Annotated in this window: 20 protein-coding genes and 1 other RNA gene; 19 read left to right on the top strand and 2 right to left on the bottom strand. The window is 64.2% G+C overall.

Features of this window, described 5'->3' with window-relative positions; translation table 11 throughout:
• The first annotated feature begins 55 nt into the window (after window positions 1–55).
• The 6 genes from NYR97_RS03200 to NYR97_RS03175 all read left to right on the top strand — a co-directional run bounded on the left by NYR97_RS03200 (window position 56) and on the right by NYR97_RS03175 (window position 5,677).
• A non-coding RNA gene (locus NYR97_RS03200) (sX9 sRNA) lies at window positions 56–131 on the top strand.
• Between the two features lie 79 nt (window positions 132–210).
• Window positions 211–591 carry a RidA family protein gene (locus NYR97_RS03195; protein ID WP_006451364.1) on the top strand — a complete coding sequence of 127 codons (381 nt, stop codon included), beginning with the start codon at window positions 211–213 and terminating at the stop codon, window positions 589–591.
• Window positions 592–621: 30 nt separating this feature from the next.
• Window positions 622–2,766, top strand: coding sequence for an ATP-dependent DNA helicase RecG (recG, locus tag NYR97_RS03190; protein ID WP_316696674.1), 2,145 nt, complete (start codon window positions 622–624; stop codon window positions 2,764–2,766).
• 138 nt (window positions 2,767–2,904) lie between these two features.
• The gene (locus NYR97_RS03185) at window positions 2,905–3,843 is read left to right on the top strand and encodes a nucleoside hydrolase (RefSeq protein ID WP_316696673.1); all 939 of its coding nucleotides are present in this window, start codon (window positions 2,905–2,907) and stop codon (window positions 3,841–3,843) included.
• Window positions 3,844–3,915: 72 nt separating this feature from the next.
• Window positions 3,916–4,158 (top strand): type B 50S ribosomal protein L31, encoded by a 243-nt coding sequence (locus NYR97_RS03180; RefSeq protein ID WP_043889669.1) that lies wholly within the window; start codon window positions 3,916–3,918, stop codon window positions 4,156–4,158.
• A 229-nt stretch (window positions 4,159–4,387) separates the two neighbouring features.
• Complete coding sequence (locus tag NYR97_RS03175; protein ID WP_006451360.1) at window positions 4,388–5,677, top strand: citrate synthase; 1,290 nt, start codon at window positions 4,388–4,390, stop codon at window positions 5,675–5,677.
• Window positions 5,678–5,780: 103 nt separating this feature from the next.
• Here NYR97_RS03175 and NYR97_RS03170 read toward each other — a convergent pair whose 3' ends face one another.
• Both NYR97_RS03170 and NYR97_RS03165 read right to left on the bottom strand, forming a co-directional pair.
• Window positions 5,781–6,431, bottom strand: a complete 651-nt coding sequence (locus NYR97_RS03170) for a hypothetical protein (protein WP_316696672.1) — start codon at window positions 6,429–6,431, stop codon at window positions 5,781–5,783.
• A 215-nt stretch (window positions 6,432–6,646) separates the two neighbouring features.
• Window positions 6,647–9,073 (bottom strand): penicillin-binding protein 1A, encoded by a 2,427-nt coding sequence (locus tag NYR97_RS03165; RefSeq protein WP_316696671.1) that lies wholly within the window; start codon window positions 9,071–9,073, stop codon window positions 6,647–6,649.
• 215 nt (window positions 9,074–9,288) lie between these two features.
• On the opposite strand from NYR97_RS03165, the gene NYR97_RS03160 reads away from it, so the two are divergent.
• The 13 genes from NYR97_RS03160 (at window position 9,289) to tkt (ending at window position 25,965) form a co-directional block, all read left to right on the top strand.
• A complete protein-coding gene (locus tag NYR97_RS03160; RefSeq protein ID WP_043909467.1) occupies window positions 9,289–10,347 on the top strand; it encodes a pilus assembly protein PilM in 1,059 nt (352 codons plus the stop codon).
• A complete protein-coding gene (locus NYR97_RS03155; RefSeq protein ID WP_316696670.1) occupies window positions 10,347–11,111 on the top strand; it encodes a PilN domain-containing protein in 765 nt (254 codons plus the stop codon). The genes NYR97_RS03160 and NYR97_RS03155 overlap by 1 nt, the downstream gene beginning before the upstream one ends.
• Window positions 11,108–11,773 carry a type IV pilus inner membrane component PilO gene (locus tag NYR97_RS03150; protein WP_006451354.1) on the top strand — a complete coding sequence of 222 codons (666 nt, stop codon included), beginning with the start codon at window positions 11,108–11,110 and terminating at the stop codon, window positions 11,771–11,773. Before NYR97_RS03155 ends, NYR97_RS03150 begins: the two co-directional genes overlap by 4 nt.
• Complete coding sequence (locus NYR97_RS03145) at window positions 11,770–12,303, top strand: pilus assembly protein PilP (protein WP_006451353.1); 534 nt, start codon at window positions 11,770–11,772, stop codon at window positions 12,301–12,303. The genes NYR97_RS03150 and NYR97_RS03145 overlap by 4 nt, the downstream gene beginning before the upstream one ends.
• Before the next feature lie 19 nt (window positions 12,304–12,322).
• Window positions 12,323–14,221 (top strand): type IV pilus secretin PilQ, encoded by a 1,899-nt coding sequence (locus tag NYR97_RS03140; protein ID WP_316696669.1) that lies wholly within the window; start codon window positions 12,323–12,325, stop codon window positions 14,219–14,221.
• Between the two features lie 292 nt (window positions 14,222–14,513).
• Window positions 14,514–15,533, top strand: a complete 1,020-nt coding sequence (locus tag NYR97_RS03135; RefSeq protein WP_023902584.1) for an AAA family ATPase — start codon at window positions 14,514–14,516, stop codon at window positions 15,531–15,533.
• A gap of 22 nt (window positions 15,534–15,555) precedes the next feature.
• Window positions 15,556–16,518, top strand: coding sequence for a DUF58 domain-containing protein (locus NYR97_RS03130; protein WP_316696668.1), 963 nt, complete (start codon window positions 15,556–15,558; stop codon window positions 16,516–16,518).
• Window positions 16,519–16,520: 2 nt separating this feature from the next.
• A complete protein-coding gene (locus NYR97_RS03125; protein ID WP_316697984.1) occupies window positions 16,521–16,982 on the top strand; it encodes a DUF4381 domain-containing protein in 462 nt (153 codons plus the stop codon).
• Window positions 16,979–17,986, top strand: coding sequence for a vWA domain-containing protein (locus tag NYR97_RS03120; RefSeq protein ID WP_205393853.1), 1,008 nt, complete (start codon window positions 16,979–16,981; stop codon window positions 17,984–17,986). The genes NYR97_RS03125 and NYR97_RS03120 overlap by 4 nt, the downstream gene beginning before the upstream one ends.
• Window positions 17,983–19,836: a tetratricopeptide repeat protein gene (locus tag NYR97_RS03115; protein ID WP_316696667.1), complete on the top strand. Its 1,854-nt coding sequence runs from the start codon at window positions 17,983–17,985 to the stop codon at window positions 19,834–19,836. The genes NYR97_RS03120 and NYR97_RS03115 overlap by 4 nt, the downstream gene beginning before the upstream one ends.
• Window positions 19,833–21,581, top strand: a complete 1,749-nt coding sequence (locus NYR97_RS03110; protein ID WP_316696666.1) for a BatD family protein — start codon at window positions 19,833–19,835, stop codon at window positions 21,579–21,581. The genes NYR97_RS03115 and NYR97_RS03110 overlap by 4 nt, the downstream gene beginning before the upstream one ends.
• An 819-nt stretch (window positions 21,582–22,400) precedes the next feature.
• Complete coding sequence (locus NYR97_RS03105) at window positions 22,401–23,681, top strand: dicarboxylate/amino acid:cation symporter (RefSeq protein ID WP_205393856.1); 1,281 nt, start codon at window positions 22,401–22,403, stop codon at window positions 23,679–23,681.
• A gap of 283 nt (window positions 23,682–23,964) precedes the next feature.
• Complete coding sequence (gene tkt / locus NYR97_RS03100) at window positions 23,965–25,965, top strand: transketolase (protein WP_316696665.1); 2,001 nt, start codon at window positions 23,965–23,967, stop codon at window positions 25,963–25,965.
• Window positions 25,966–26,247 lie beyond the last annotated feature (282 nt).

The raw sequence follows: 26,247 nt of genomic DNA, 5'->3' as shown, positions 1-26,247 counted from the left end.
AGCAGCTGACAAAACTGCTGTGCTCACCGCCAGGCGGTCGGTGCTCGGAATCGGCATGTACCACTCGTACACTCCGGTTCCTGCGCGCCGTCCACACCCACCTGGCGACCGCTCGCTACGTTTCGTCAGCCGCTCTAAAACGCGCGCAACAGTCGAGCAAATCCGCACAAACGCCTAAACTGCTGCACACACCTTTGCAGCGGAGTCTCCATGTCCCAGATCATCCATACCGACCAGGCGCCTGCCGCCATTGGCCCGTATTCGCAGGCCGTGCGTGCCGGCAACACGGTGTATTTCTCCGGGCAGATCCCGCTGGATCCGGCCACCGGCGAGATCGTGCCGGGCGACATCGGTGCGCAGGCGCGTCGCTGCTTCGACAACCTCAAGGCGGTGGCCGAAGCAGCCGGCGGCTCGCTCGACAAGATCGTGCGCCTGGGCCTGTACCTGACCGATCTCGGCCAGTTCGCCGCCGTCAACGCGGTGATGCAGGAGTATTTCCAGGCGCCGTTCCCCGCGCGTTCCACCATCGAAGTCTCCGGTCTGCCCAAGGGCGCCGGTTTCGAAGTCGATGCGGTGATGGTGCTCGAGTGATCCAGTTCGACTGATCCGATTCGATCTGCCGTGCCACGCGCGCTCACCGTCACGCCGAGCCTGGACGTCGCAGGCCAGGCGTCGCTGTCCAGCCTGCCCGGGGTCGGCCCGAAAGTGGCCGAGAAGTTCGCTGCGCGTGGCATTTTTACCTTGCAGGATCTGTGGCTGCATCTGCCGCTGCGTTACGAAGACCGCACGCGGCTGACCACGATCGCGCAGTTGCAGGGCGGCGTGCCGGCCCAGATCGAAGGCCGCGTCGATGCGATGGAGCGCGGCTTCCGCTTCCGGCCGGTGCTGCGGGTAGCGGTGTCGGACGACTCGCACGGCACTTTGGTGCTGCGCTTCTTCCACTTCCGCGCGGCCCAGGTGGCGCAGTTCGCGCCGGGCACGCGGGTGCGGGTGTTCGGCACACCCAAGCCGGGACAGAACGGTTGGGAAATCGTGCACCCCAGTTACCGTGTGCTGGCGGAGGGCGAAGACGCCGGGCTGGGCGATAGCCTGGACCCGGTCTATCCGGTGTTGGAGGGCGTCGGGCCGGCCACGCTGCGCAAGCTCATCGGCCAGGCGCTGGAGCGGTTGCCGCCCGAGGCCGCGCTGGAATTGCTGCCCCCGCATTGGCTGCAGGACGAACAACTGCCCTCGTTACGCGAAGCGCTGTTGACCATGCATCGCCCGCCGGTCAATACCGACCCGCAGCAACTGCTCGCGGGCGGTCATCCGGCCCAGCAACGCCTGGCGATCGAGGAACTGCTGGCGCATCAACTCAGCCTGCGCCGCCAACGCATCGCCTTGCAGCGCTTTCATGCGCCCACGCTGCCCGGCACGGGGAACCTCGTGCAGCAACTGCGCGCGGCATTGCCGTTCCAGCTCACCGGCGCGCAGCAGCGCGTGTTCGAGCAGATTGCGCGCGATCTTGCCAAGCCATCGCCGATGCTACGGCTGGTGCAGGGCGATGTCGGCAGCGGTAAAACCGTGGTCGCCGCGTTGGCGGCGATGCTGGCGGTGGAGCAGGGCAAGCAGGTGGCGCTGGCCGCGCCGACCGAACTGCTGGCCGAGCAGCACCTCACCAACCTGCGTGGCTGGCTGGAACCGCTGGGCGTGCGCATCGTCTGGCTGGCCGGCAAGGTCACCGGCAAGGCGCGTGCTGCGGCGATGGCCGAGGTGGCCTCCGGCCAGGCGCAGGTCGTTGTCGGCACGCATGCATTGATGCAGGAGGCGGTGGTCTTTTACGACCTCGCGCTGGCCATCATCGATGAGCAGCACCGCTTCGGTGTGCATCAGCGGCTTGCCCTGCGCGACAAGGGTGCGGCTGCCGGCAGCGTGCCGCATCAGTTGGTGGTGACCGCCACGCCGATCCCGCGCACCCTGGCGATGTCGACCTATGCGGATCTGGATGTTTCGGCTATCGACGAGCTGCCACCCGGGCGCACGCCGGTACAGACGATTGTCTTGAGCGCAGAACGTCGCCCGGATCTGGTAGAGCGCATCCGCGCCGCCTGCGCCGAAGGGCGTCAGGCGTACTGGGTGTGCACCTTGATCGAAGAAAGCGAAGAGCCCGGCAAAGGCGCGCCGCCTGGCCCGCCAAAGATCGAAGCGCAAGCCGCCGAAGTCACCTATGAAGCCTTGTCTGCGCAGTTGCCGGGCGTGCGCGTGGCGCTGGTGCACGGCCGCATGAAGCCGGCCGAAAAACAAAAAGCCATGCTGGATTTCAAGCAGGGCCAAACCGATCTGCTGGTCGCTACCACTGTGATCGAAGTGGGCGTGGACGTCCCCAACGCCTCGCTGATGATCATCGAAAATGCCGAGCGTCTGGGTCTTGCCCAGTTGCATCAGCTGCGTGGCCGGGTCGGGCGCGGCGCCGCCGCGTCCAGTTGCGTGCTGCTGTATCAGGCGCCGTTGTCGATGATGGCGCGCCAGCGTCTGGAAACCATGCGCCAGACCAACGACGGCTTCGTGATCGCCGAAAAGGATCTGGAGTTGCGTGGCCCGGGCGAATTGCTGGGTACCCGGCAGACCGGCCTGGCGAGTTTTCGCATTGCCGATCTGGCCCGTGATGCCGGGCTGCTGCCGCGCGTGCAGGTGCTTGCCGAACGCCTGCTGGCCGAAGCGCCGGAGATCGCCGATCGTGTGGTTGCGCGTTGGATCGGCAGTGCGGTGCGTTACGCCGCCGCGTGAGCGGCGGGGATTGGTGATTCGGGAGTGGGGATTGGTAAAGCCTAGGTCGCTGCTATGTGGGTGTGTAACGAATTCGCATGCCTCGCCGATCCTTGCGAAGATGCGGCAACGAATCCCGAATGACCAATCTCCAATCCCATGACCAAAAAGATACCGCTGCTGATCGACACCGACCCGGGCGTGGACGACGCGCTGGCGCTGCTGATGGCGTTCAACGACACGCGTCATGAGGTGGTCGGCCTGACCATCGCCGCCGGCAACGTGGGCCTGGAACATACCGTGCGCAACGCCTTGAAAGTCTGCGAGATTGCGGGCCGCGACGATGTGCCGGTCTACGCCGGCTGCCCGCAGCCGCTGCTGCACCCTTCTGTGGATGCGGCGCATGTGCATGGCATCGACGGCTTTGGCGATGTCGGCCTGGCGCCGGCCAGGCGCACTGCCGAGGCCGAGCATGCCGCGCTGGCCATCCTGCGCCTGTCGCATGAGCACGCGGGCAAGCTGTTGCTGGTTGCGCTCGGCCCGCTGACCAACCTTGCCCTGGCACTCACGCTGGACCCGACCCTGCCGCAACGCGTGGCGCGGCTGGTGGTAATGGGCGGGGCGCTGACCGGGCACGGCAACATCACTGCGGCGGCCGAGTTCAATATCGGCTTCGACCCGGAAGCGGCGCATATCGTGTTCCGCGGCTTTCCGCAGTTCGATGTCGCCGACTGGGAGGCCACCATCGCGCACGGCCTGCTGCATCGGGATGTCGAGCAATGGCTGGCGGCCGACTCGGCGCGCGCGACGTTCTACGAAGAGATCTCGCGCAAGACCCGCTTGTGGTCCGAAGACAGCCGTGGCGAGCACTGGTACGCCGCCGATGCGCTGGCGATGGCCTTCGCGCTGCATCCGGAAGGCGCGCAGCGGTTGGAGCAGCGGCCGGTGCACATCGAGCTGACCGGCACCCACACCCGCGGCATGACCCTGGTGGATTGGAACCGGCAGGGTGGCGCGCCCGACAACGCCAGCCTGCTGCTGGAGTACGACCGCCAGCATTTCTACGGCCTGGTCGAGGCGGCGTTGGCAGCGGGTTAGGACGCAGCTTGCGCCGGGCAAAGGTAGGCCGCTATAATGACCGGCTTATCCAGGCAGCCCGGCGCCAAGTCCATGAAAGATAACGTTCATCCCAGCTACAACGACGTCGTCTTCCACGACGTGACGTCCGATTTCAAGATTCTGACCCGTTCCACCATGAGCTCGAAAGAGACCGTGAAGTGGGAAGACGGCCAGGATTATCCGCTGATCAAGGTGGATATTTCCTCCGCATCGCACCCGTTCTATACCGGCAAGCACAAGGTGATCGACACCGGCGGCCGTATCGACAAGTTCCAGAAGCGCTACGCGCGCTGAACTTGCAGGACGGGCTGTACCGGCAACGGCCGCGCATTGCGCGGCCGTTGTTTTTTGTGCCGTGAAAGCTTCGTTTTTGCGCCCCGGACGGGCGCGTCTACGACTTCTGTCCAAGCGACGGCCAAAATGTTGCTGTGCGATAATGACGTGATCCGGGGCGATGCCCTGGACTTCCATCACGTGCCTGCCCATCTGGTGACAGGCGCCTTCCACTGAAGGAGCGTACACAGTGTCCGATCTTGATCAGGTCACGCTCAACGCCGGCGACACGTCGGTTGTTCTGCCGGTACTCAAGCCCACGCTTGGCAATGATTGCGTCGATATTTCAAAGCTGACCAAAGAAACCGGTCTGTTCACTTACGACTCGGGCTTCACCGCCACCGCCAGCTGCAAGTCGGCCATCACCTACATCGATGGCGACAACGGCGTGTTGTTGTATCGCGGCTACCCGATCGAACAGTTGGCCGAGAAGTCCAGCTTCCTGGAAGTGTCGTATCTGCTGATGAACGGCGAACTGCCGACGGCAGACGAATTCCAGAAGTTCGACCACGAAGTCACGCATCACACGATGATGCACGAGTCGCTGAAGAACTTCCTCGGTGGTTTCCGTCATGACGCCCATCCGATGGCCATGCTGGCCGGTTCGGTCGCCTCGCTGTCGGCGTTCTATCACGACACCCTGGACCTCAACGATCCGGAGCAGCGCCGTCAGGCCGCCATCCGTCTGATCGCCAAGGTGCCGACCCTGGCTGCTGCTGCGTATCGCTATTCGATCGGCTGGCCGATCCGCTACCCGCGCAACAACCTCAACTACGTCGACCGCTTCCTGCACATGATGTTCGAAGTGCCGAGCGAGCCGCTGGAGATCAATCCGGTGGTGGCCAAGGCGCTGGATCTGCTGTTCATCCTGCATGCCGATCACGAGCAGAACGCCTCGACCTCGACCGTGCGCCTGGTCGGTTCGACCGGTGCCAATCCGTATGCCTCGGTCGCAGCGGGCATCACCGCGCTGTGGGGCCCGGCACATGGTGGCGCCAACGAAGCCGTGCTGAAGATGCTGGAAGAGATCGGCACCGCCGACAACGTCGAGTCCGCCGTGGCCAAGGCCAAGGACAAGAACTCCTCGTTCCGTCTGATGGGCTTCGGTCACCGCGTCTACAAGAACTTCGACCCGCGCGCCAAGATCATCCGCGAGATGACCCACAAGGTGCTGGGCGAGCTGGGCGTCAACGACCCGCTGCTGGAAGTGGCGCTGAAGCTGGAAGAAGCCGCGCTGAAGGACGACTACTTCGTGCAGCGCAAGCTGTACCCGAACGTGGACTTCTACTCGGGCCTGATCTACAAGGCGCTGAATATCCCGGTGGAAATGTTCACCGTGATGTTCGCCATCGCACGCACCGCCGGCTGGGTGTCGCATTGGCTGGAGCAGCAGGTCGATCCGGAAATGAAGATCGGCCGTCCGCGCCAGATCTACACCGGCTACGACCAGCGCGATTACAAGGATGCCGGCCAGCGCTAAGCGCTTGCAGTTGTCTGCTTGAACCAGCGCCCCGCATTGCGGGGCGTTTGCTTTGATGGTTGGGGCGTTGCCATCGGTCGCCGGTGGTTACGGCGAGCTGCGGTCAGCGCAGCTGTTGCAAAGAGTTGCGGCCGTCCTCGTCGGCCAGCAGCTGACGTACTTGCGCGGCCGATGCACGCGGCATCGGTTTTTCGTCCAGCTGCGATAGCGGTGCCTGGCGCAGCGCGTCGTAAGGCAGCACGGTCAGGTCGAAGGTCAGATCCTCGGCACTGAACAGCCACACCGGGAACTCGCCACTGCGTTCGCGATCCAGGCGCAGCCGGCGCGTGCGCAATTCGGCCGGAATGCGGTGTTCTTCGAGAAACCGCTGCACTGCGTCGGCATCGTCGCTGTGCAGCTGCAATTGCACAGGCGCATTGGCGTCGGCGGTGCCATCGAGCACCGGGCCAGTCAGTCGCGGCTGGAACGGGCCGAGAAACTCCAGTGCACGCAATGCGGCTTCGCGCCGCTGGCGCAGTCGCACGCCATGCGCTGGGCCGGCAAACAGGCGTTGATATTCGCGCAATGCGTCTTCGATCTCACGGTTGCGTGGCAGCGATGCATCGTCATGGATGCCCAATCGGCTGGCCGCCTTGAGCTTGGCTTGATGAAAATCGCGGATGCCGCCTTCGGCCATCAGCCGGGCGGCTTCGTGCGCCAATCGATGGCGACGCTCTCGGGTTCGCGTATCGGCGTGCTCGCGCGCGTGGTGCATGACCGGGCTCCCCTAATGAACCTGGTTCGACTCTACAACAGCCGCATGACGGCGTGGCGAATGCGGTCTGTCTTCCCTTGAAGGGCAATCACGCTAAGGTGATTGCCCAGTGCCCTCTACTGCGACTGGAGACAGTCGATGCCGCTAAGCCGATCGGGGAACCGAACTGGCGATGCTGTTGCGATTCCCCAATCCCGAATCCCCAATCCCGGCACTCAAAAAATATCGAATGCCTTCTCGTCCTGCTGTTCCTGCAGGCCGTAGTCGTAATCCTGCAGACGATCCAGATCTTCGTTCTTCACCCATTCCACCGCGCCATTGATGGTGGCCTGGGTCATGCCGTCGGGCGGGTCGTTGGCGGCGATGGGCTTGTCCTTCAGCGCCACGCGCATGTACTCGATCCAGATCGGCAGTGCGGCCTTGCCGCCGTACTCGCGATAGCCGAGCGAGCGGAAATCGTCGCGACCCACCCACACCGTCGTGGCGTAGGGGCCCCCGAAACCGGAGAACCAGGCGTCGCGGTGATCGTTGGTCGAGCCGGTCTTGCCGCCCACGTCCTCGCGCCCCAGCACCTTGGCCGCAGTGCCGGTGCCGCGCTGGACCACGTCGCGCATCATCGAGACCAACTGATACGCAGTGCGCTCGTCGATGGCGCGCGGCGCGATCTTGGTTTCGGCAACGGCTGCCGGGGTGGTCTCCGCTGGTGTGGCCGGCGCTGCGGTAGCCGGTTCGATCGACTTGGGCAACGCCGGCGCGCCGAAGTTGAAGCCGTCCACCACCTGACTCACCGGTGCGGCGGTGCCGCCCTGCGTCGCGCAGGTGCGGCAGGCCACGGCCGGCACTTCCTTGAAGATGACGTTGCCGTCGCGGTCCTTGACCTCGTCCACGATCCAGGTCTCCACCCGTGAGCCGCCGTTGGCGAACACCGCATAGCCACGCGCGACCGAGAGCGGCGTCAGCGATGCGGTGCCCAGCGACATCGACAGGTTGGGCGGCAGCTCCGCTTCCTGGAAACCGAACTGGCTGATGTATTTGCGTGCGAAATCGACGCTGATTGCGTCCAAAAGCCGCACCGACACCAGATTGCGCGATTGCACCAATGCCTCGCGCAGGCGCATCGGGCCGCGGAAACCGCCGCCGTCGTTCTGCGGCGACCAGGTCTTGCCGCGGCGGTCGCGGAACACCACCGGCGCATCCAGCACGATCGAGGCCGGATTGAAGCCCTTCTCGAACGCGGCCGCATACACGAACGGCTTGAAGCTCGAGCCCGGCTGGCGACGTGCCTGGGTGGCGCGATTGAACTTGTTGCCGGCAAAGCTGAAACCGCCGACCAGTGCGCGCAGCGCACCGCTGTTGGCGTCCAGCGACACCAGCGCGGCCTGGCCGCGCGGCAACTGGTCGATGATCCACTCGCCGTCTTTCTCACCGGCGCGGATGCGGGTCAGGTCGCCGCGCGTCAGCAGCTTGGCCGGCGTCTTGTTGGTCCAGCGGCTGGCGCTCGCGGGCAAGGTCAACTCGGTCTTGTCGCTCTGCACCACGGTCACGCCGCCGTCGGCATTGGTGCGTGCCACGATCACCGCGCGCAGGCCGCCCTGGGTGAACGCGCCGGCCAGATGCTTGGCCAGGGCCGGTGCATCCGCATCGGCGGCGACATCGAAATGCTGTTCCACGCCGTGCCAGCCATGCCGGTGGTCGTACAGGCGCAGGCCTTCTGCGATCGCCGCATCGGCGCCGGTCTGCAACGTCGCGTCGATGGTGGTGGTGACGTGGTAGCCCTTGTTGAGCACGTCGCCACCGTACTTGGCGATCATTTCCTGACGCACCAACTCGGCCACGTAAGGCGCGTACACCTCGACCGGCGGCTCGTGCGGCTTGGCGTGCATCGGCACCGCCTTGGCGGCATCGGCTTCGGCCTGGGTGACAAAGCCCAGCTCGGCCATGCGTTGCAGCACATAGTAATCGCGCCGTTCCTGCGCACGCTCCGGGTTGCTGATCGGGTTGCCGCTGGAGGGGAACTTGGGGATACCGGCCAGCGAAGCCATCTCATCCAGGCTCAACTCGCTCATCTTCTTGCCGTAGTAGTACTCGGCCGCGGCACCCACGCCGTAGGCGCGGTTACCGAAGAAGCTCTTGTTGAGATACAGCTCGAAGATCTCGTCCTTGCTCAGTTCACTCTCGATCTTGCGCGCCAACAGGATCTCGGCGAGCTTGCGGGTGTAGCTGTACTCGGAACTGAGGAAGAACTGGCGCGCCACCTGCTGGGTGATGGTCGAGCCACCCGGCACGCGTTTGGCGTCGGTGGTTGCCAGCAGCCAGACCGCACGGCCGATGCCTTTGTAGTCCACACCGCCATGTTGATAGAAGCGCGCATCCTCGGTGGCCAGGAAGGCCTGCTTGAGGCGCAGCGGCACGTCCTTCATCTGGATCGGGTAGCGCCGGGTCTCGCCATACACGGCCATCAGGCGGCCGTCGCTGGCATAGACGTACATCGGCTCCTGCAGCTCGACCTGCTTGAGCGACTGCACGTCCGGCAACTTCGAGGAAATGGCGTAATACAGGCCGCCGGCAGCAATAGCGCCAAGCAGTGCGAGCACGACGAGCGTGGCCAGGATCCAGCCCAACCAACGGCGAATACGGGGCATGTAAGAGAGATTCCGATTGCAGATTTCTTGGTCACAGAGTATAGATGACGCCGGGTTTGGCTGGGGCCGAACTCTGGGGATCGCAGAAGACCGCGCTGGGGATTACGTCGTGGGGCGATTGCTTTGCGCGTGAAGGGCTTGTCAACTGTTAAAATTTGATTATTAATACGAGGGCGCAGACATGCGTCCAAGTGCCCGTCGGCAGGGGAGTTTCCGTGGGGCTTCTACCCAAGAGTCAATCGCCACTGATTGGTGTCGATATCAGTTCCACTGCGGTCAAGCTCTTGCAGCTGTCACGTAGCGGGAATCGTTTTCGCGTGGATCATTACGCGGTGGAACCGTTGCCGCCGAACGCGGTCGTTGAAAAGAACATCGTCGAAGTGGAGGCGGTGGGCGAAGCCATTCGCCGCGCCATCAATCGTTCCGGCAGCAAGGCCAAGAACGCGGCTGCGGCCGTGGCCGGGTCGGCGGTGATCACCAAGTTGATCCCGATGCCGGCCGATCTGGACGACAGCGATATGGAAGCCCAGGTCGAACTAGAGGCCACCAATTACATTCCGTACCCGATCGAGGAAGTGAATCTCGATTTCGAAGTGCTCGGCCCGATGCCCAACAGCCCGGACATGGTCCAGGTGCTGCTGGCTGCCTCGCGTTCGGAGAATGTGGAACTGCGCCAGTCCGCGCTGGAACTCGGTGGCCTGGTTGCCAAGGTGATGGACGTGGAGGCCTTTGCGGTCGAAAACGCGTTTGCCCTGGTCGCCAGCGAGCTGCCGGTGGCCGCCGATGCAGTGGTTGCGCTGGTGGACATCGGCGCGACCATGACCACGCTGAGCGTGCTGCGTTCCGGTCGCAGTCTGTATAGCCGCGAGCAGGTGTTCGGCGGCAAGCAGCTCACCGATGAAGTGATGCGCCGTTACGGCCTGACCTATGAAGAAGCCGGCCTGGCCAAGCGTCAGGGCGGTTTGCCGGAGAGCTACGAGGTCGAAGTGCTGGAGCCGTTCAAAGAGGCGACGGTGCAACAGATCAGCCGCTTGTTGCAGTTCTTCTACGCGGGCAGCGAATTCAATCGCGTCGACTGCATCGTGCTGGCCGGCGGTTGCGCCGCGCTGTCGCGCCTGCCGGAGATGGTGGAAGAGCAGCTCGGCGTGACCACCGTGGTCGCCAACCCGCTTGCACAGATGACGCTCGGCCCGAAGGTTCAGGCCCATGCGCTGGCGCTGGATGCGCCTGCATTGATGATTGCCACCGGCCTGGCCCTGAGGAGCTTTGACTGATGGCAAGAATCAATCTATTGCCCTGGCGCGCCGAGCGCCGGAAGGCGCGTGAGCGTGAGTTCTATTCGATGCTCGGCTTCGCAGCGCTTGCTGGCGTGCTGCTGTCCGGACTGATCTGGTTCTACTACGACGCGCAGATCAGTGGCCAGACCGAACGCAATGCGTTCCTGACCACCGAGATCGACAAGGTCAAGGCACAGAACGAAGAGATCAAGGAACTCGACAAGAAGAAGGACCGCCTGCTTGCGCGCAAGAAGGTCATCGAGGAACTGCAGGCCAATCGCTCGCAGATGGTGCATCTGTTCGATTCGCTGGTGCGCACCATTCCCGATGGCGTGGCGCTGACCAACATCAAGCAGGACGGCGACATCCTGACCCTGGAAGGCCGCTCGCAATCCAATGCGCGTGTCAGTGCCTACATGCGCAACCTGGAAGGCTCGGGCTGGATGACCAATCCTGATCTGTCGATCATCGAGGCCAAGAGCCAGGACAAGGCCGGGCAACCTGCGGGATCGTCGATGGAAACCAAGGCGCTGCCGTACGTGTTCACGCTCAAGGTCAAGTTGGCCAATCCGAACGAGGCCGACAAGAACGGCGCCGCGCCCGCGGTGGTGGATCCGGCTGCGCCGGGTACCGCTGCACCGGGCGCAACGCCGGCTGGTGCCACGCCTGCTGCGCCTGCAACGCCGCCGAGCGCACCTGCGGCAGCACCGCAGCCGGCGCCGGCGCCCGCCAATCGGCCGCAGCAGGGGGCAGCGTCATGAGTAAGAAATCCTTCAAGCTCAGCGATCTGGACTTCAACAACATCGGCGGCTGGCCGCAGCAGGCACGCATCGTGTTCTGCGTGGTGGTTGGTCTGTTCATTCTGGTGCTGGCCTGGTTCCTGTTGATCAGCGGCAAGCGCGATGAACTCGAAGGCCTGGAAGGCACCGAAACACAGCTGCGCACCGAGTTCGAGACCCAGCAGGGACGCGCGGTGAATCTGGAGCCGCTCAAGCAGCAGCTCGCACAGATGGAACAGGTGCTGCAGCAGATGCTGCGTCAGCTGCCCAGCAAGACCGAAATGCCGGACCTGATCATCGACATCTCGCAGACCGCGTTGTCCAGCGGCCTGTCCAACGAGCTGTTCCAGCCGGGTCCGGAATCGCCGAAGGAGTTTTACGCCGAGAAGCCGATCGCGCTGCGCATGGTGGGCAGTTACCACCAGTTCGGTGCCTTCGTCAGCGGTGTCGCCTCGCTGCCGCGCGTGGTGATCCTGACCATGCACGACATCAACCTCAAGCCGAAGGACCCCAAGGCCGGTATCACCCCGCGCGGGGCTCTGGAACTTTCCGGCACGGTCAAGACCTATCGTTATCTGGACGATGAGGAAATGGCAGAGCAGGAGAAGGCTGCGGCCGACGCTGCGAAGAAGGGCGGCCAATGACCATGAAACTGCTCAAGATCCTGTCCTGCGTGGCGTTAATTGCTGTATTGCCGGCGTGCACGCGCGGTGTGACCAGCACACCGGGCGATGCGCCGAATCTGGAAGCCTGGGTTGCCGAGGTGCGCGCACGTCCGGCACCGCCGTTGGAGCCATTGCCGGTGATGCAGCAGTTCGAGACATTCGAATACGCCGCGCAGGTGATGCGCGACCCGTTCAGCGATGCCTGGGTCACTGCGGAAGGCAGCAACGGTACGCGTCCGGATCCGAACCGGCGCAAGGAACCGTTGGAAGCCTATCCGCTCGACGCCCTCGACATGGTGGGGACCATTGGCGGTGGGTCGGGCCTGATCGCGCTGGTGATGGCGCCTGACAAGGTGACTTACCGGGTGCGGCCGGGTGTGTATCTGGGACAGAGCGATGGCCGGGTGACCGGGGTCTACGAAGACCGCATCGAGCTGATTGAACTTGTGCCGGACGGTGCGGGTGGATGGCTTGAACGGCCGGCCGCACTCGCATTGGATGATCAATAAAGTGATAGGGGATAGCACGATGACGTTTTCCAATGCCCGGCGGCTGCGTCCGGTTCGACGCCACGCGATGTTCCAGGCCTGTGCGTTGGGGTTCGCGCTGGCAGTGGCGAGCGGCAGCGCGTTCGCAGCGGCGGCGCTGAAGCAGCCTGCGCAGGATCCGGCCAAAGTCGCTCCGGCGAGTCTGGCGGTGTCCAAGATCGATTTCAAACGTGGCGAAGATGGTTCTGGCCGTCTGATCCTGCAGTTCGACGGCCAGGGCGCCAGCCCGGATCTGCGCACGCAGGGCGACAGCGTGCTGGTGGACATCAGTAACGCCCGGTTGCCTGCCGAACTGCAGCGCCCGCTCAACGTCACCGACTTCGCAACGCCGGTGCAGCGCGTTGAAGTGAAGCCGTCTGGTTCCGGTTCGCAGCTGGTGCTGTCGACCAAGGGCGCGTTCGATTCGCTGGCCTATCAGACCGGCAACGAATACGTGGTCGAGATCACCCCACGCAAAGGCCAGCCGGCGGTTGGTGGCGTGAGCCCCGCAGCGGTCACCCAGGCAGCAGCGCAGATCGCTGCGCGCGGCTACAGCGGCCGCCCGGTGACGTTCAACTTTCAGGACGTGCCGGTGCGTACCGTGCTGCAGCTGATCGCCGAGGAGTCCAACCTCAACATCGTCGCCTCCGACACCGTGCAGGGCAATGTCACGCTGCGCCTGATGAACGTGCCGTGGGACCAAGCGCTGGACATCGTGCTGCGCGCCAAGGGCCTGGACAAGCGCCGCGACGGCGGCGTGGTGTGGGTCGCACCGCAGCCGGAGCTGGCCAAGTTCGAGCAGGATAAAGAAGACGCCCGCATCGCGATCGAGAATCGCGAGGACCTGATTACCGATTACGTGCAGATCAATTACCACAATGCAACTGCCATTTTTAAGGCGTTGACCGAGGCCAAGGGAATCGGTGGTGGTGGTGGCGGTCAGGGTGGTAGCGGTGGTGCAGGGCAGCAGGACAACGGTTTTCTGTCTCCTCGCGGTCGGCTTGTGGCCGATGAGCGCACCAATACGTTGATGATCAGCGATATCCCGAAGAAGGTCGCGCAGATGCGCGAGCTGATCTCGCATATCGACCGTCCGGTGGATCAGGTTTTGATTGAAAGTCGCATCGTGATCGCGACCGATACGTTCGCGCGGGATCTTGGAGCTCGGTTTGGTATTGCGGGCCGTCGTCAGTATGGTGACAACACTGGCGTTATCAGCGGTAGTACGACGAACAACGTATCCATTATCAATGACGGTTTGCACAACGTACCGGCGGGACTGAACTTTAATCTTCCTGCCGGGACATTCACGACCAGTACTGCGGGTTCAATTGCGTATACCTTGCTAGGGCGGAATTTTGCTCTCGACATGGAATTGTCGGCAATGCAGGAGGAGGGGCGCGGCGAGGTTGTTTCCAACCCGCGGATCGTGACTGCGAATCAACGTGAAGGCGTAATTAAGCAGGGCCGTGAAATCGGCTATGTGACAATCAGTGGCTCGAGTAACGGTGGTCAGGCTCAGGCAAACGTTCAGTTCAAAGAAGTCCTGCTAGAGCTGAAGGTCACGCCGACGATCACCAATGACAATCGTGTTTTTTTGAATATGAATGTGAAGAAGGATGAAGTGGCACGGTTTATTGTGCTGCAGGGTTATGGCACCGTGCCGGAAATCAATCGACGGGAAGTCAATACTGCCGTTCTTGTTGGAGATGGCGAGACTGTGGTGATCGGTGGCGTTTACGAATTTACTGATCGAGAGAGCATTGCGAAGGTTCCGTTCCTGGGCGACATCCCGTTCCTCGGTAACTTGTTCAAGAAGCGTGGGCGTAGCAAGGAGAAGGCCGAGTTGCTGGTCTTCGTGACTCCGAAGGTACTGCGTGTGGCTAGCGCCACTCCGTAAGATACAATCGATACAGACAAGGCCGCGAAAGCGGCCTTGTCTTTTTGCGGTGGGGGAGTGCACCGCCAACAATCACAAGCGATTTGCCGAGCTCCGGCTGCTGTCGGTCTCTAGGTTCTTTGATGTCAAAGATTGACCAAGCCTGAGACCTCGTTGCGCTGCCGAAGTGTTCGATCCGATCAGCTGGCGCTTCCTGCCGGGTTGGTGACGCCTGTCATGCCTGGCGGCATTCACTGAACATCGCGATGCCCTTCAGTGAACCAATCGCGCTCGAATCGGTCACACTGAGCCTATGAACGCACCGCCGCTGCTACCCCCAGAAGCCGCCGCCGCGCCCACCGAGGACCGGCTGCATCGTCAATTCACCTTGCTGCGCGAGTCGCTGACGCAGCGCATCGTGGGCCAGTCTGCGCTGGTCGAACGGCTGCTGATCGCTTTGCTGGCCGATGGTCATTTGCTGGTCGAAGGCGCTCCCGGGTTGGCCAAGACCACCGCGATCCGGGCGCTGGCCTCGCGGCTGGAAGCGGATTTCGCGCGGGTGCAGTTCACCCCGGATCTGCTGCCTTCCGATCTGACCGGTACCGAGATCTGGCGGCCGCAGGACAGCCGGTTTGAGTTCATGCCGGGGCCGATCTTCCATCCGATTTTGCTGGCCGACGAGATCAACCGCGCGCCGGCCAAGGTGCAGTCGGCGCTGCTGGAGGCGATGGGCGAGCGCCAGGTCACTGTGGGCCGGCACACCTATGCGCTGCCGCAGCTGTTCCTGGTGATGGCAACGCAGAACCCGATCGAGCAGGAGGGCACGTTCCCGTTGCCCGAGGCGCAGCTGGATCGCTTCCTGATGCATGTGCGTATCGGCTATCCGCAGGCCGATGCCGAGGCGGAGATTCTGCGCCTGGCGCGCGAGGCCGCACGCGATACGCTGGAAAAGCACGAGACGGTGCCCGACAAGATTCCGCTGGAAGACGTCTTCGCTGCGCGACGTGTGGTGCTGGATGTGCATCTGGCGCCGCAGCTTGAGCGCTATCTGATCGAGATCGTGCTGGCTTCGCGCGATGCGCAGCGCTACGACCCGGCATTGGCGCGGCGGATTGCCTGGGGCGCGAGCCCACGCGGTTCGATCGCGCTGGAGCGCTGCGCGCGTGCGCGTGCGTGGCTGGCGGGGCGCGACTACGTGACGCCGGACGATATCCGCGCGATTGCGCCGGACGTGCTTCGCCACCGCGTGCTGCCCAGCTACGAAGCCACCGCCGAAGGCTGGGATGGCGAACGCCTGGTCGCCGCTTTGCTGGAAAAGATTCCGCTGCCCTGATCGGGTAGCGTGTCGCTGAGGTATGCCGCCCTCTCGCCAGAATCCGATGTCTTCGATGCCGTCTCCGCCCTCTGCAATTGTTCCGTCGTCCGTCGCCGGCGATGGCCTGCGCCCGACGCTTGCGGAGTTGATCGCGCTGCGCGGTACCGTGACCCATCGCGGTCAGCCAGGCCGTGGCCGGCATGGCTTGGTGGGGCCGGTGCCGGCGGCAACGCGCGGGCGTGGGATGGAATACGCCGAATCGCGCGAGTACGTCGCCGGCGACGATGCGCGGCATATCGACTGGCGCGTCACCGCACGCACCGGGCGAGCGCATACCAAACTCTTCCAGGCCGAGCGCGAACGCTTGAGCCTGATCGTGGCCGACACCGCGCCATCGCTCTTTTTCGGCACGCGGGTGCGCTACAAATCGGTGCAGGCGGCGCGTGCCGGCGCGGTTGCGGCGTGGTTGGCGCAGCGGCAGGGCGACCGCATTGCCGCACTACGTGGCACCGCCAGTGAGGCACCGATCGCGCCGCGTTCGGGCCAGCGCGGTGTGTTGCCGGTGCTGGACGCATTGGCGCGCTGGTACGCGCAGCCGCCGTCGGGCGATGCCGGGCTGGATGTCGCATTGGATCATGCTGCACGCTTGCTGCGCCCCGGCGCGCGGCTGACCGTATTGGCCGATGCACGTAGCGCCAGCAAGATCTCCGCGGCGCGCTGGTCGGGCTTGGCATTGCATCACGAGGTCGTGGTGATCGTGCTGGTCGACCCGTTGGAATTGTCACCACCTGCACGTGCACTCACCTTCGATGTGCGTGGCGAGCGTATTGCGATCGATCTCTCCACGCAGGCCGGACGTGCGCGCTGGCAGGCCGAATTCGTGGCGCCGCTGGAGCAACTGACGTCGGTATTGCAGGCACGCGGTGTGCGCTTGCATCGCCTGTCCACCGACGATGCCAGCGATGCCTGGTTGGGCGGCAGTAACGCCGTGCGGGGTCGATGACGATGGCGCCGCAATCGCTCCCGCTACGCGATGTCCATCTGCCGCCCCCGCCGCCGTGGTGGCCGTTGGCGATGGGTTGGTGGTTGGTGATCGCCGCAGTGGTGCTGGTGCTCGGCACCGCATGGTTCTGGTGGTGGCGTCGTCGCCGTCAGCAGCGCCGTTGGTTGGCGGCATTCGATGCCGAACTACAGAGCGCGACAACTCCCGCGCAGCGATTGGCGACGCTGTCGGTGTTGTTGCGGCGTGCGGCGCGCAGCGTCGATGCGCAGGCCGATCGGTTGCAGGGCGAGGCGTGGTTGCAGTTTCTGGATGGCCGCAAAAGCAAGACCCATGCATTTTCGCAAGGGCCGGGCCGCGCCGTGCTGGATGGCGGATTTCAACGCGCGCCGGCGGTGGCCGATCTGGATGCGGTGCAGACACTGGCGCGACAGCGTTTTCTGAGTCTGATGCGGGGCAAGCGATGAACTGGCTGCAGTGGTCGCAATGGCAGGATGCGCTCGCGCACTGCGCGTGGCCGTGGGCATGGTGGTTGATGCCGCTGCCGTTACTGATGTGGTTCTGGCCGCAGGGGCGTGCCGATGCGGCTGCGCTGCGCGTGCCATACGCCGATCAATTGCGGGCGGTTGCACAGGCGCAACGTTTACCGGCGTTGCGGATGCCGCGCTGGTTGGCATGGTTGGGCTGGTTCTTGTTATGTGCGGCGCTTGCGCGTCCGCAGCAACTGGGCGAGGTGATCCAGCCGCCGCGCGAGGCGCGACAGATGATGCTGGCGGTGGATCTGTCCGGCAGCATGAGCGAGCCGGATATGGTGCTCGGCGGCAGCGTCGTCGATCGCCTGACGGCGGCCAAGGCGGTGTTGTCGGACTTTCTGGATCGCCGCGAAGGCGATCGTGTCGGCTTGCTGGTATTTGGCCAACGCGCCTATGCGCTGACGCCGTTGACCGCGGATCTGACCTCCGTGCGCGACCAGCTGGCCGACAGTGTGGTGGGCTTGGCCGGGCGCGAAACCGCGATTGGCGATGCGATTGCATTGTCGGTCAAGCGGCTGCGCGAGCAGAAGCAGGGGCAACGCGTGGTGGTGCTGCTCACCGATGGCGTCAACACTGCTGGCGTGCTCAATCCACTGAAAGCCGCCGAACTTGCCAAGGCCGAAGGCGTACGCGTGCACACGATTGCGTTCGGCGGCAGCGGTGGGTATTCGTTGTTCGGCGTGCCGATTCCAGCCGGTGGCAATGACGATATCGATGAAGCCGGGTTGCGCAAGATCGCCGAACAGACCGGCGGGCGTTTCTTCCGCGCACGCGACACCGAGGAACTGGCCGGCATCTATGCCGAACTGGATCGGCTGGAACCGGTAAAGGCAATGGGGCCGTCGGTGCAGCCGCGCGTGGAGCGCTATTACTGGCCGTTGGGCGCTGCCATCGTGATTGCGCTGCTGGCCTACGTGCTGCCGCGGAGATGGCGATGAACGCGCTGGCCGAGCTGACAGCGGCATTGCAGTCGTTGCATCTGCTGCGCCCGACCTTGCTATGGGCGCTGCTGGCCATCGTGCCGGCAGCGCTGTTGTGGCATCTGCGCCGACGCAATGCGGAGGTATGGCGGCACAGTGTGGATGCGCATCTGCTGCCCAAATTACTGGTCTCCGGTGGTCAGCGCGGATGGCTCGGCTTCGTGCTGGCTGCGTTGACGTATGCGCTTGCGGTGGTGGCAATGACCGGGCCGAGCTGGCGGCAGGTCGAGCGGCCGGTGTATCACTCCAGCATGCCGCTGGTGGTGGCGCTGGATCTGTCGTCCAGCATCAATGCCACCGATTTGCCGCCATCGCGCTTGCTGCAGGCGCGCGCGAAACTGGCCACGCTGTTGCGCAAGCGCGCCGGTGGCGAAGTCGCGCTGCTGGTCTATGCAGGCGAAACCTTCACCGTAGCACCGCTCACTGAAGACACGGCCAATGTGGCGTTGTTTCTGGATGCGTTGTCGCCATCGGTGATGCCGGTGGATGGCAAGCGCGCCGATGCGGCGATCGATGCGGCCACGCAGTTGCTGCTGCAGGCGGGCTTCAAGCAAGGCGACATTCTGTTGGTCGGCGATAGTGCGGATCGTGGGGCTGGCAGTTCTGCACGGCTGGCGCATTCGCGTGGATTCAGCGTGTCTGCGCTCGGTGTGGGTAGCGAGCGCGGCGCTGCCTATCGCACCAATACGGGCGAAATCGCACAGGCGAAACTGGACGAAGCCAGCCTGCGCGATCTGGCCGGGCAGGGCGGTGGGCGTTATGCGCGCATTGCAGCGGATGATTCGGATTTGCGTGCGCTGGGGGTGCTCGATCCTACGCAGCAGCCCTTGGCCGATGAAGCGGCCGAGTCCAATGGCGGCAAGACCTGGCTGGACGAAGGCTACTGGCTACTGCTGCCGGTGATGCTGTTGGCGCTGCTGGCGTTCCGACGTCGTGCGGTTGTGGCGGTACTCGCGTTGGTGTGTGTGTTGCCGTTGGCTCAGCCCGCGCACGCAGCAGAACGTACGTTGTGGCAACGCGCCGATCAGGTGCAACAACAACGTCTGGATGCAGGCGTGCAGGCGTATCGCAAAGGCGATTTCGCTGCGGCACAGAAAGCGTTTGAAGGTGTGCCCACCGATGAGGGCCTGTACAACCTTGGCAACGCGCTGGCCCGGCAGGGGCAGTACGACGAAGCGATTGCGGCGTACGACCGTGCGTTGAAGCAACACCCCGACCAGCAGGACGCCATCGCCAATCGTGCGGCGGTGGATGCGGCGCGCAAGCGTCAACAGCAGAACAACAAGGACGGCAAAAGTCAGGACGGCAAGGGCCAGTCCAAAGACCAGAAGCAATCCGGTCAGAACAAGCCCGGCCAAAATCAGTCCGGACAGAACAAACAAGACAACCAAAACGCTGGCCAGGACGGGCAGGGCAAGCAGGACGCCCAAGGCAAACAGGACAGCAAGGATCAGCCCTCTCCGGCGCAGACGCCGCAGGATGGAAAGTCGCAAGACCAGCAATCCAGGAGCGGGCAAGGCGAGCAGAGCAAGCAGGACGCGCCGCCGCAATCGGCCGATGCGCAGGCGCAGCAGCAGGCCGATGCCGCGCAGCGGCAAAAGATGCAGCAGGCGATGGCGCAGGCCGGCGAGAAGAGCGCCGATGCAAACGGCAAGCAGGAAGCTGCAGCCGTCAGCGAGACGCCGGAACAGCGCGAGCAACGGCAGGCGGTGGACGCCTGGTTGCGGCGCGTTCCGGACGATCCGGGCAGCTTGCTGCGCACCAAATTCAGGCTGGAACACGAACGCAGGCAACGGGACGGACGATGATTGGCACACACCACTTACGCCGCGCGGCGATCGCGATGCTGGCCAGCATGGTGATGCTCGCTTCCGCACCCGTCGGTGCGGTGACGCGCGCCTGGCTGGACCGCGACAGCGCCAATGCCGGCGACGTGGTGATGTTGAATATCGAAACCGATCAACGCGGCGTCGATCCGGATTACACGCCGTTGCGCAACGATTTCGCACTGGGTGCCAAGAGCGCCAACCAGCAGATGCAGGTGACCAATGGATCGGTGACGATGCGTGCGCTGTTCGGCGTGGTGTTGACGCCGCGCAGGAGCGGTGAGCTGATCGTGCCGGCGATACGCGTCGGCAATGAGCGCACCGAGCCGCTGCGGTTGCAGGTGGTTGGGGCGGCAAACAATGCGGGCACCGGCAGCGCTGGTGGCAGCGCGCCAGCCGGGCCGAGCGCGGCGCAGGGCAATGAAGACGCCTTCGTCGAAACGCAGGTGGACGACCCGCAGCCCTACGTGCAGCAAAGCGTGGGCGTGGTGGTGCGTTTGTACTTCGCTACGCAGCTTGCGTCTGGCGAGCTGGATCTGGAAGCGCCCGATGGCGCATCGTTGCAGCGCATTGGCGATGACGTCAGTTCGGTCAAGCTGGTCAACAATCGTCAGTACAACGTGGTGGAGCGGCGCTATTTGCTGGTGCCCGAGCGCAGTGGGCGCTTGCTGTTGCCGTCGGCGCGTTTCAATGGGCGTTCGGTCGGTGGGTTTTTCGATGATTACTTCGGTCGCGGTAATGGCGAGCTGACCGCGCGCAGCGCCAGCATTCCACTGCAGGTGCGTGCGCAGCCGGCCAACGCGCCGCAACCGTGGTTGCCGCTGCGCAGTCTGCAACTGCGTTACACCACCACGCCGCAGCGCGCGACTGCCGGCGAGGCGGCGCAGATCGTGGTGGAAGCCAGCGCACGCGGCGCCACCCAGGCGCAGTTTCCTGAACTGCCCACTCCTAGCGTGCCCGACGCGCAGGTGTTCGCCGAGCCGGCGCAGTATGAAGAACGCTTCTTGGACGGTTCGCCGCAGCTGCGGCTGACCCGGCGCTATTCGATCGTGCCCAACCGCGCCGGTCCGCTGGTGGTGCCGGGTTTGCAGGTGGCGTGGTGGGATGTGGACGCGGCGGCGGCCAAGACTGCATCGCTGCCGGATCTCACATTGGATGTGGCTGCGGGTAGCGGTGCGTTTGCGGCGCCTGCGCCTGCGCCGGTTGCCAATCCGTCGCCGGATAACGCTGCCCCAACTCCAGCTCCCAGCACGGTGAGCCTGCAGCAACCCGCCGTTGCGCAACGGCCTTGGGGCTGGATCGGTGCGGCAATCGGTTTCGCGTTGTTGTGGATCGCCACGCTTGCGTGGGCGTTGCTGCTGCGTCGCGGCGGTTCGCGCGGTGCGCCGGTGACCAATGGCAGCGATGCACCCGGCTCCGGTCGGCGTGCCACCCATGGTGTGGCCGAATTGCGGCGTGCGCTCGATACCGGCGGGATGGACGATGTGGCGGCGGTACTCTGCGGCATGGCCGGTGTTGCCGACATCGATAGCGTGCTGGCCGCGTTGAGCGACCCGGCCCAGCGCGCAGCAGTGGCGCAGATGCAGCGCGCGCGCTGGGGCGGCGATGGCGATGTGGCCGCTGCGCGTGCGGCACTGCGCGAGGCGTTTTCCAAAGGCCCGCGTTGGCGCCACGCAACGGCTGCGGAACCGGAGATATTGGCGCCGCTGTATCCGCCGGCGCGTTGATCGGCTGCGCTGCAGCGACAGTGTCTAACGGGTTCTTGGATGGTCGCCAGGCCGTGTAGCGTTGCGACTCGTTGATTCCGGTTACACGTGGGTTGCTGACGTGTTGATGAAAGCAGAGCTCTGGGGTTGCGGCTTTGCTGCAGGGGCCCTTGCCCGCCTACCATCGCGGGACACGCCGCAAGTACGTCCGTGTAGGCTCTTACGCGGCATCCATGCCGCGTAAGGTCCCGCGACGGTAGGCGGGCAAGGACCAGTCGGGATGGTCGGTGTGCACGGTTACGAGCAGGCAAGACGTGCGTTGGTTCAATAACGGCTTGTCCGATCAGCTTTTCAACGCAAGGCAAACGGAAGGCAGGCTTTCAACGAAGCAACCTGCAGACTCTCTGGTGCGGTGTCCTCGCCGATTGCGGGACCGTGTGGCGGCATGGATGCCGCCACCGAGCCTCCACGGACGGATTCACGGCGTGTCCCGCGAGCGGCGAGGGCACCGCGCCCTCGACCAACCAGGTTTTTGATCTAAAGCTAATAAGGCACCGTGCCCTCGACCAACCAGGCTTTTGGCTGCATCTAGCAACGGCAAGACTCGAAATCTTTGCCACTTCAAGCTGATTAGATGATGTGGATGCGCAAATTGCAGAGCGATTAGGGCAGCAGACTGGTTGCAGGACTCTCGCCCGCTCCCGCTCCCGCGCCTGCATCACCTGACGTCGAGAGGGACACCTACCCTCGCGCAGGCGCGTAGCGGCATGCCGGGTAGGTGGCCGCATCGATGGCGTTTGTTAAGCTCCGGCCTTTGTGTACAGATCAAGGCCCGACCAGATGACTGCATCCTCAGCCACACGCCGCCCGGGCCTGCCCCTGCATTGGAAGATGGGCATTGGCTTCGCCGTCGGCCTGCTGCTGGGTCTGGCCGTCTACTACCTGGCCGGCAGCGATGCCGACTGGGTGCGCGTGGTCACCAAGTACGTCACCACTCCGTTCTCGCAGATCTTCCTCAATCTGATCTTCATGCTGATCGTGCCGCTGCTGTTCTCGGCATTGGTGATGGGCATTTCCGAAATGGGCGACATCCGCGCGCTCGGGCGCGTGGGGTGGCGCACCTTGGGCTACACCATCGTGCTGTCCGGCGTGGCGGTGTTGCTGGGGCTGGTGTTGGTCAACGTGCTGAAACCAGGCGCAGGCGTGGATCCGCAACTGGCCAACCAGTTGATCCAGGAAAACGCCGAGCGCACCCGCGAGATCATTTCCAGCTCCGGCACCCAGCCGCAAGGCATGGACATGCTGTTGTCGATCGTGCCCAGCAACGTGATCGCCGCAGCGTCCAGCAATGGCGCGATCCTGTCGCTGATGTTCTTTGCGGTGATGTTTGGCGTGGGCATGGTGCTCACCGCCGATGAAAAGGTGGCCACGCTCAAGCGCGGTATCGAAGGCATCTTCGAAATTTCGATGACCTTGATCGGCCTGGTGATCCGGCTGGCGCCGTATGCGGTGGCCTGTTTCATGTTCAACCTGGCCGCGCTGTTCGGTTTCGATCTGTTGATCCGCCTGGGCGCCTACGTGGGTGTGGTGGTGCTGGCGCTGGGCCTGCACATGGTGGTCAGCTACGGGCTGGCGGTGAAGTTCGCCGGGCGCTCGCCGATCGGCTTCTTCCGGCAGACCCAGGAGGCCACGATGATGGCGTTCTCCACCGCGTCCAGTAACGCGACCCTGCCGACCGCCCTGCGCGTGGCCGACGAGATGGGCCTGCCGCCGCGGGTGTCTCGCTTCGTGCTGACCGTGGGCGCCACCGCCAACCAGAACGGCACCGCGTTGTTCGAGGGCGTGACGGTGATCTTCCTGGCGCAGTTCTTCAATGTGGACCTGAGCCTCGGCCAGCAATTCATGGTGATGCTGGTCTGCATCCTGGGCGGCATCGGCACCGCGGGTGTGCCGTCGGGCTCGCTGCCGGTGGTGGCGCTGATCTGCGCGATGGTCGGGGTCAATCCGGTCGGTATCGGCATGATCCTGGGCGTCAATCACTTCCTGGATATGTGTCGGACGGCGCTGAATGTGACTGGGGATCTGGCGCTGACGACCCTGGTTGCCAAGGGCGAGGAGTAGGGATTCGGGAGTTGGGATTGGGGATTCGTTAGAGCGGACTGCTGCGACCGTCAGGTGCCAGGTCAGGTTTGCGGTGCTGCGAACGCGTTTGCGCCGCCAGTTGCACCGCTGTCTAGCAGACGAGGCTGCAGAGGCTCTGGCTCGGCTTCACCAATCTCAAATTCCGAATCCCCAATCCCCAATCCCCAATCCCCAATCCCCAATCCCGGCTCCCTAACGCGCTCTGTGGGAGAATAAGCGGCTCCGCTTCCAGCGGTGTTCCCCTCCGCTTCCATAGACGCCCATGACCCAGCCCACCCGCCGCCAGCTGGCCAACGCCATCCGTTTTCTCGCCGCCGATGCGGTCGAAGCCGCCAAATCCGGCCACCCCGGCATGCCGATGGGCATGGCCGATATTGCCGAAGTGCTGTGGAACGATTTCTTCCGGCACAACCCGAACAATCCGCAGTGGTTCAACCGCGACCGTTTCGTGCTGTCCAACGGCCACGGCTCGATGCTGCAGTACGCGCTGCTGCACCTGTCCGGTTACGACCTGCCGATCGAGCAGCTCAAGCAGTTCCGTCAGCTGCACAGCAAGACCGCCGGCCACCCCGAGCGCAGCGAAACCCCCGGGGTGGAGACCACCACCGGCCCGCTCGGGCAGGGCTTTGCCAATGCGGTCGGGTTCGCGCTGGCCGAGAAGTTGCTGGCGCAGCGTTACAACCGCCCGGAGCTGGAAATCGTCGACCACCGCACCTGGGTGTTCATGGGCGATGGCTGCATGATGGAAGGCATCTCGCATGAAGCCGCCTCGCTGGCCGGTACCTGGGGCCTGGGCAAGCTGGTCGCGTTCTGGGACAACAACCACATCTCCATCGACGGCAATACCGATGGCTGGTTCAGCGACAACACCCCGGCGCGTTTCGAGGCCTATGGCTGGCACGTGATCCGCGATGTTGACGGGCACGACGCCGACAAGATCAAGGCGGCGATTGAAGCGGCGCTGGAAAATAGCGACAAGCCGACTTTGATCTGCTGCCGCACCAAGATCGGCTTCGGTGCACCCAGCAAGGCCGGCAAGGAATCCTCGCACGGCGCGCCGCTGGGCAAGGAAGAACTGGAAGGCGCGCGCAAGGCGCTGGAGTGGCCGTACGGCCCGTTCGAAATTCCCGAAGAGATCTACGCCGGCTGGCGTGCAGGAGGCACCGGCACCCTGCGTCAGGCCGAGTGGGAGCAGTTGTTCGACAAGTACGGCAAGCAATACGCGGCCGAAGCTGCCGAACTGACCCGTCGCTCGCACGCCGAGCTGCCGGCCGACTTCATCGCCCAGGCCGATGCCTACATCGCCAAGGCGCAGCAGGACGGCCAGACCATCGCCTCGCGCAAGGCCTCGCAGCTGGCGATCGAAGCGTTCGCGCCGCTGTTGCCGGAACTGATCGGCGGCTCGGCCGATCTGGCGCATTCCAACCTGACCCTGTGGAAGGCCAGCAAGTCGGTGGCCACCGACGACCCGGATGCCAATTACGTGTATTACGGCGTGCGCGAGTTCGGCATGACCGCCATTGCCAACGGCCTGGCGCTGCATGGCGGCTTCATTCCGTTCGACGCCACCTTCCTGGTGTTCAGCGATTACGCGCGCAACGGCGTGCGCATGAGCGCGTTGAATCCGGCGCATGCCATCCATGTGTATACGCACGACTCGATCGGCCTGGGCGAAGACGGCCCGACCCATCAGCCGGTGGAACACCTGGCCTCGCTGCGCTACATCCCCAACAACGACGTGTGGCGCCCGGGCGATGCGGTGGAGTCGGCGGTGAGCTGGAAGGCCGCCATCACCCGCAAGGACGGCCCGAGCTGCCTGGTGTTCAGCCGCCAGAACCTGCAGCACCAGCCGCGTAGCGACGAGCAGATCAAGCTGATCGAACGCGGTGGCTATGTGCTGGCCGATGCCGAAGGCGGCACGCCCGATGTGATCCTGATCGCCACCGGTTCGGAAGTCGGATTGGCGGTGGAAGCCAAGCAGACGCTCGATGCGGCCGGGTTGAAGGCGCGCGTGGTGTCGATGCCGTCGACCGATGTGTTCGATCGCCAGGATGCGGCCTATCGCGAGTCGGTGCTGCCGAATGCGGTGCGCAAGCGCGTGGCGGTGGAAGCGGGCGTGACCGGCTTCTGGCGCAAGTACGTGGGCCTGGATGGCGATGTGGTCGGCATCGACACCTTCGGTGCCTCGGCGCCGGCGGATCAGCTGTATGCGTACTTCAAGATCACCGCCGAGCATGTGGTTGCGGCTGCCAAGGCGCTGTAAGGCCTTGCGTGTTGTCTGAAAGAAAAAGCCGGCGGAAGCCGGCTTTTTTTGTGGGGCCTCGTGCGCGATGGGTCAGCGTGCAACGGACCCCTTGCGCGTGCCATTGCGCGACGTTGGCCGGCGCCGATGCGCGGAGATGGCCAGTACTTGCCACTGTGCGCCCAGCATCGGTGGGATGGGATCGTGCCTGCTGCGTGGCAGTATCAGAAGTTGCCTGGTCTGCGCAGGCAATCCATCGAAACAGGCCTTGCTGATCTCCTTCGCGACGGCCAGCTCCTGGCC

The organism is Xanthomonas hydrangeae (assembly GCF_032697525.1).
Classification (GTDB): Bacteria; Pseudomonadota; Gammaproteobacteria; order Xanthomonadales; family Xanthomonadaceae; genus Xanthomonas; species Xanthomonas hydrangeae.
The sequence above is the reverse complement of the archived record's forward strand: the minus strand, read 5'-3'. Positions and strand labels throughout refer to the sequence as shown.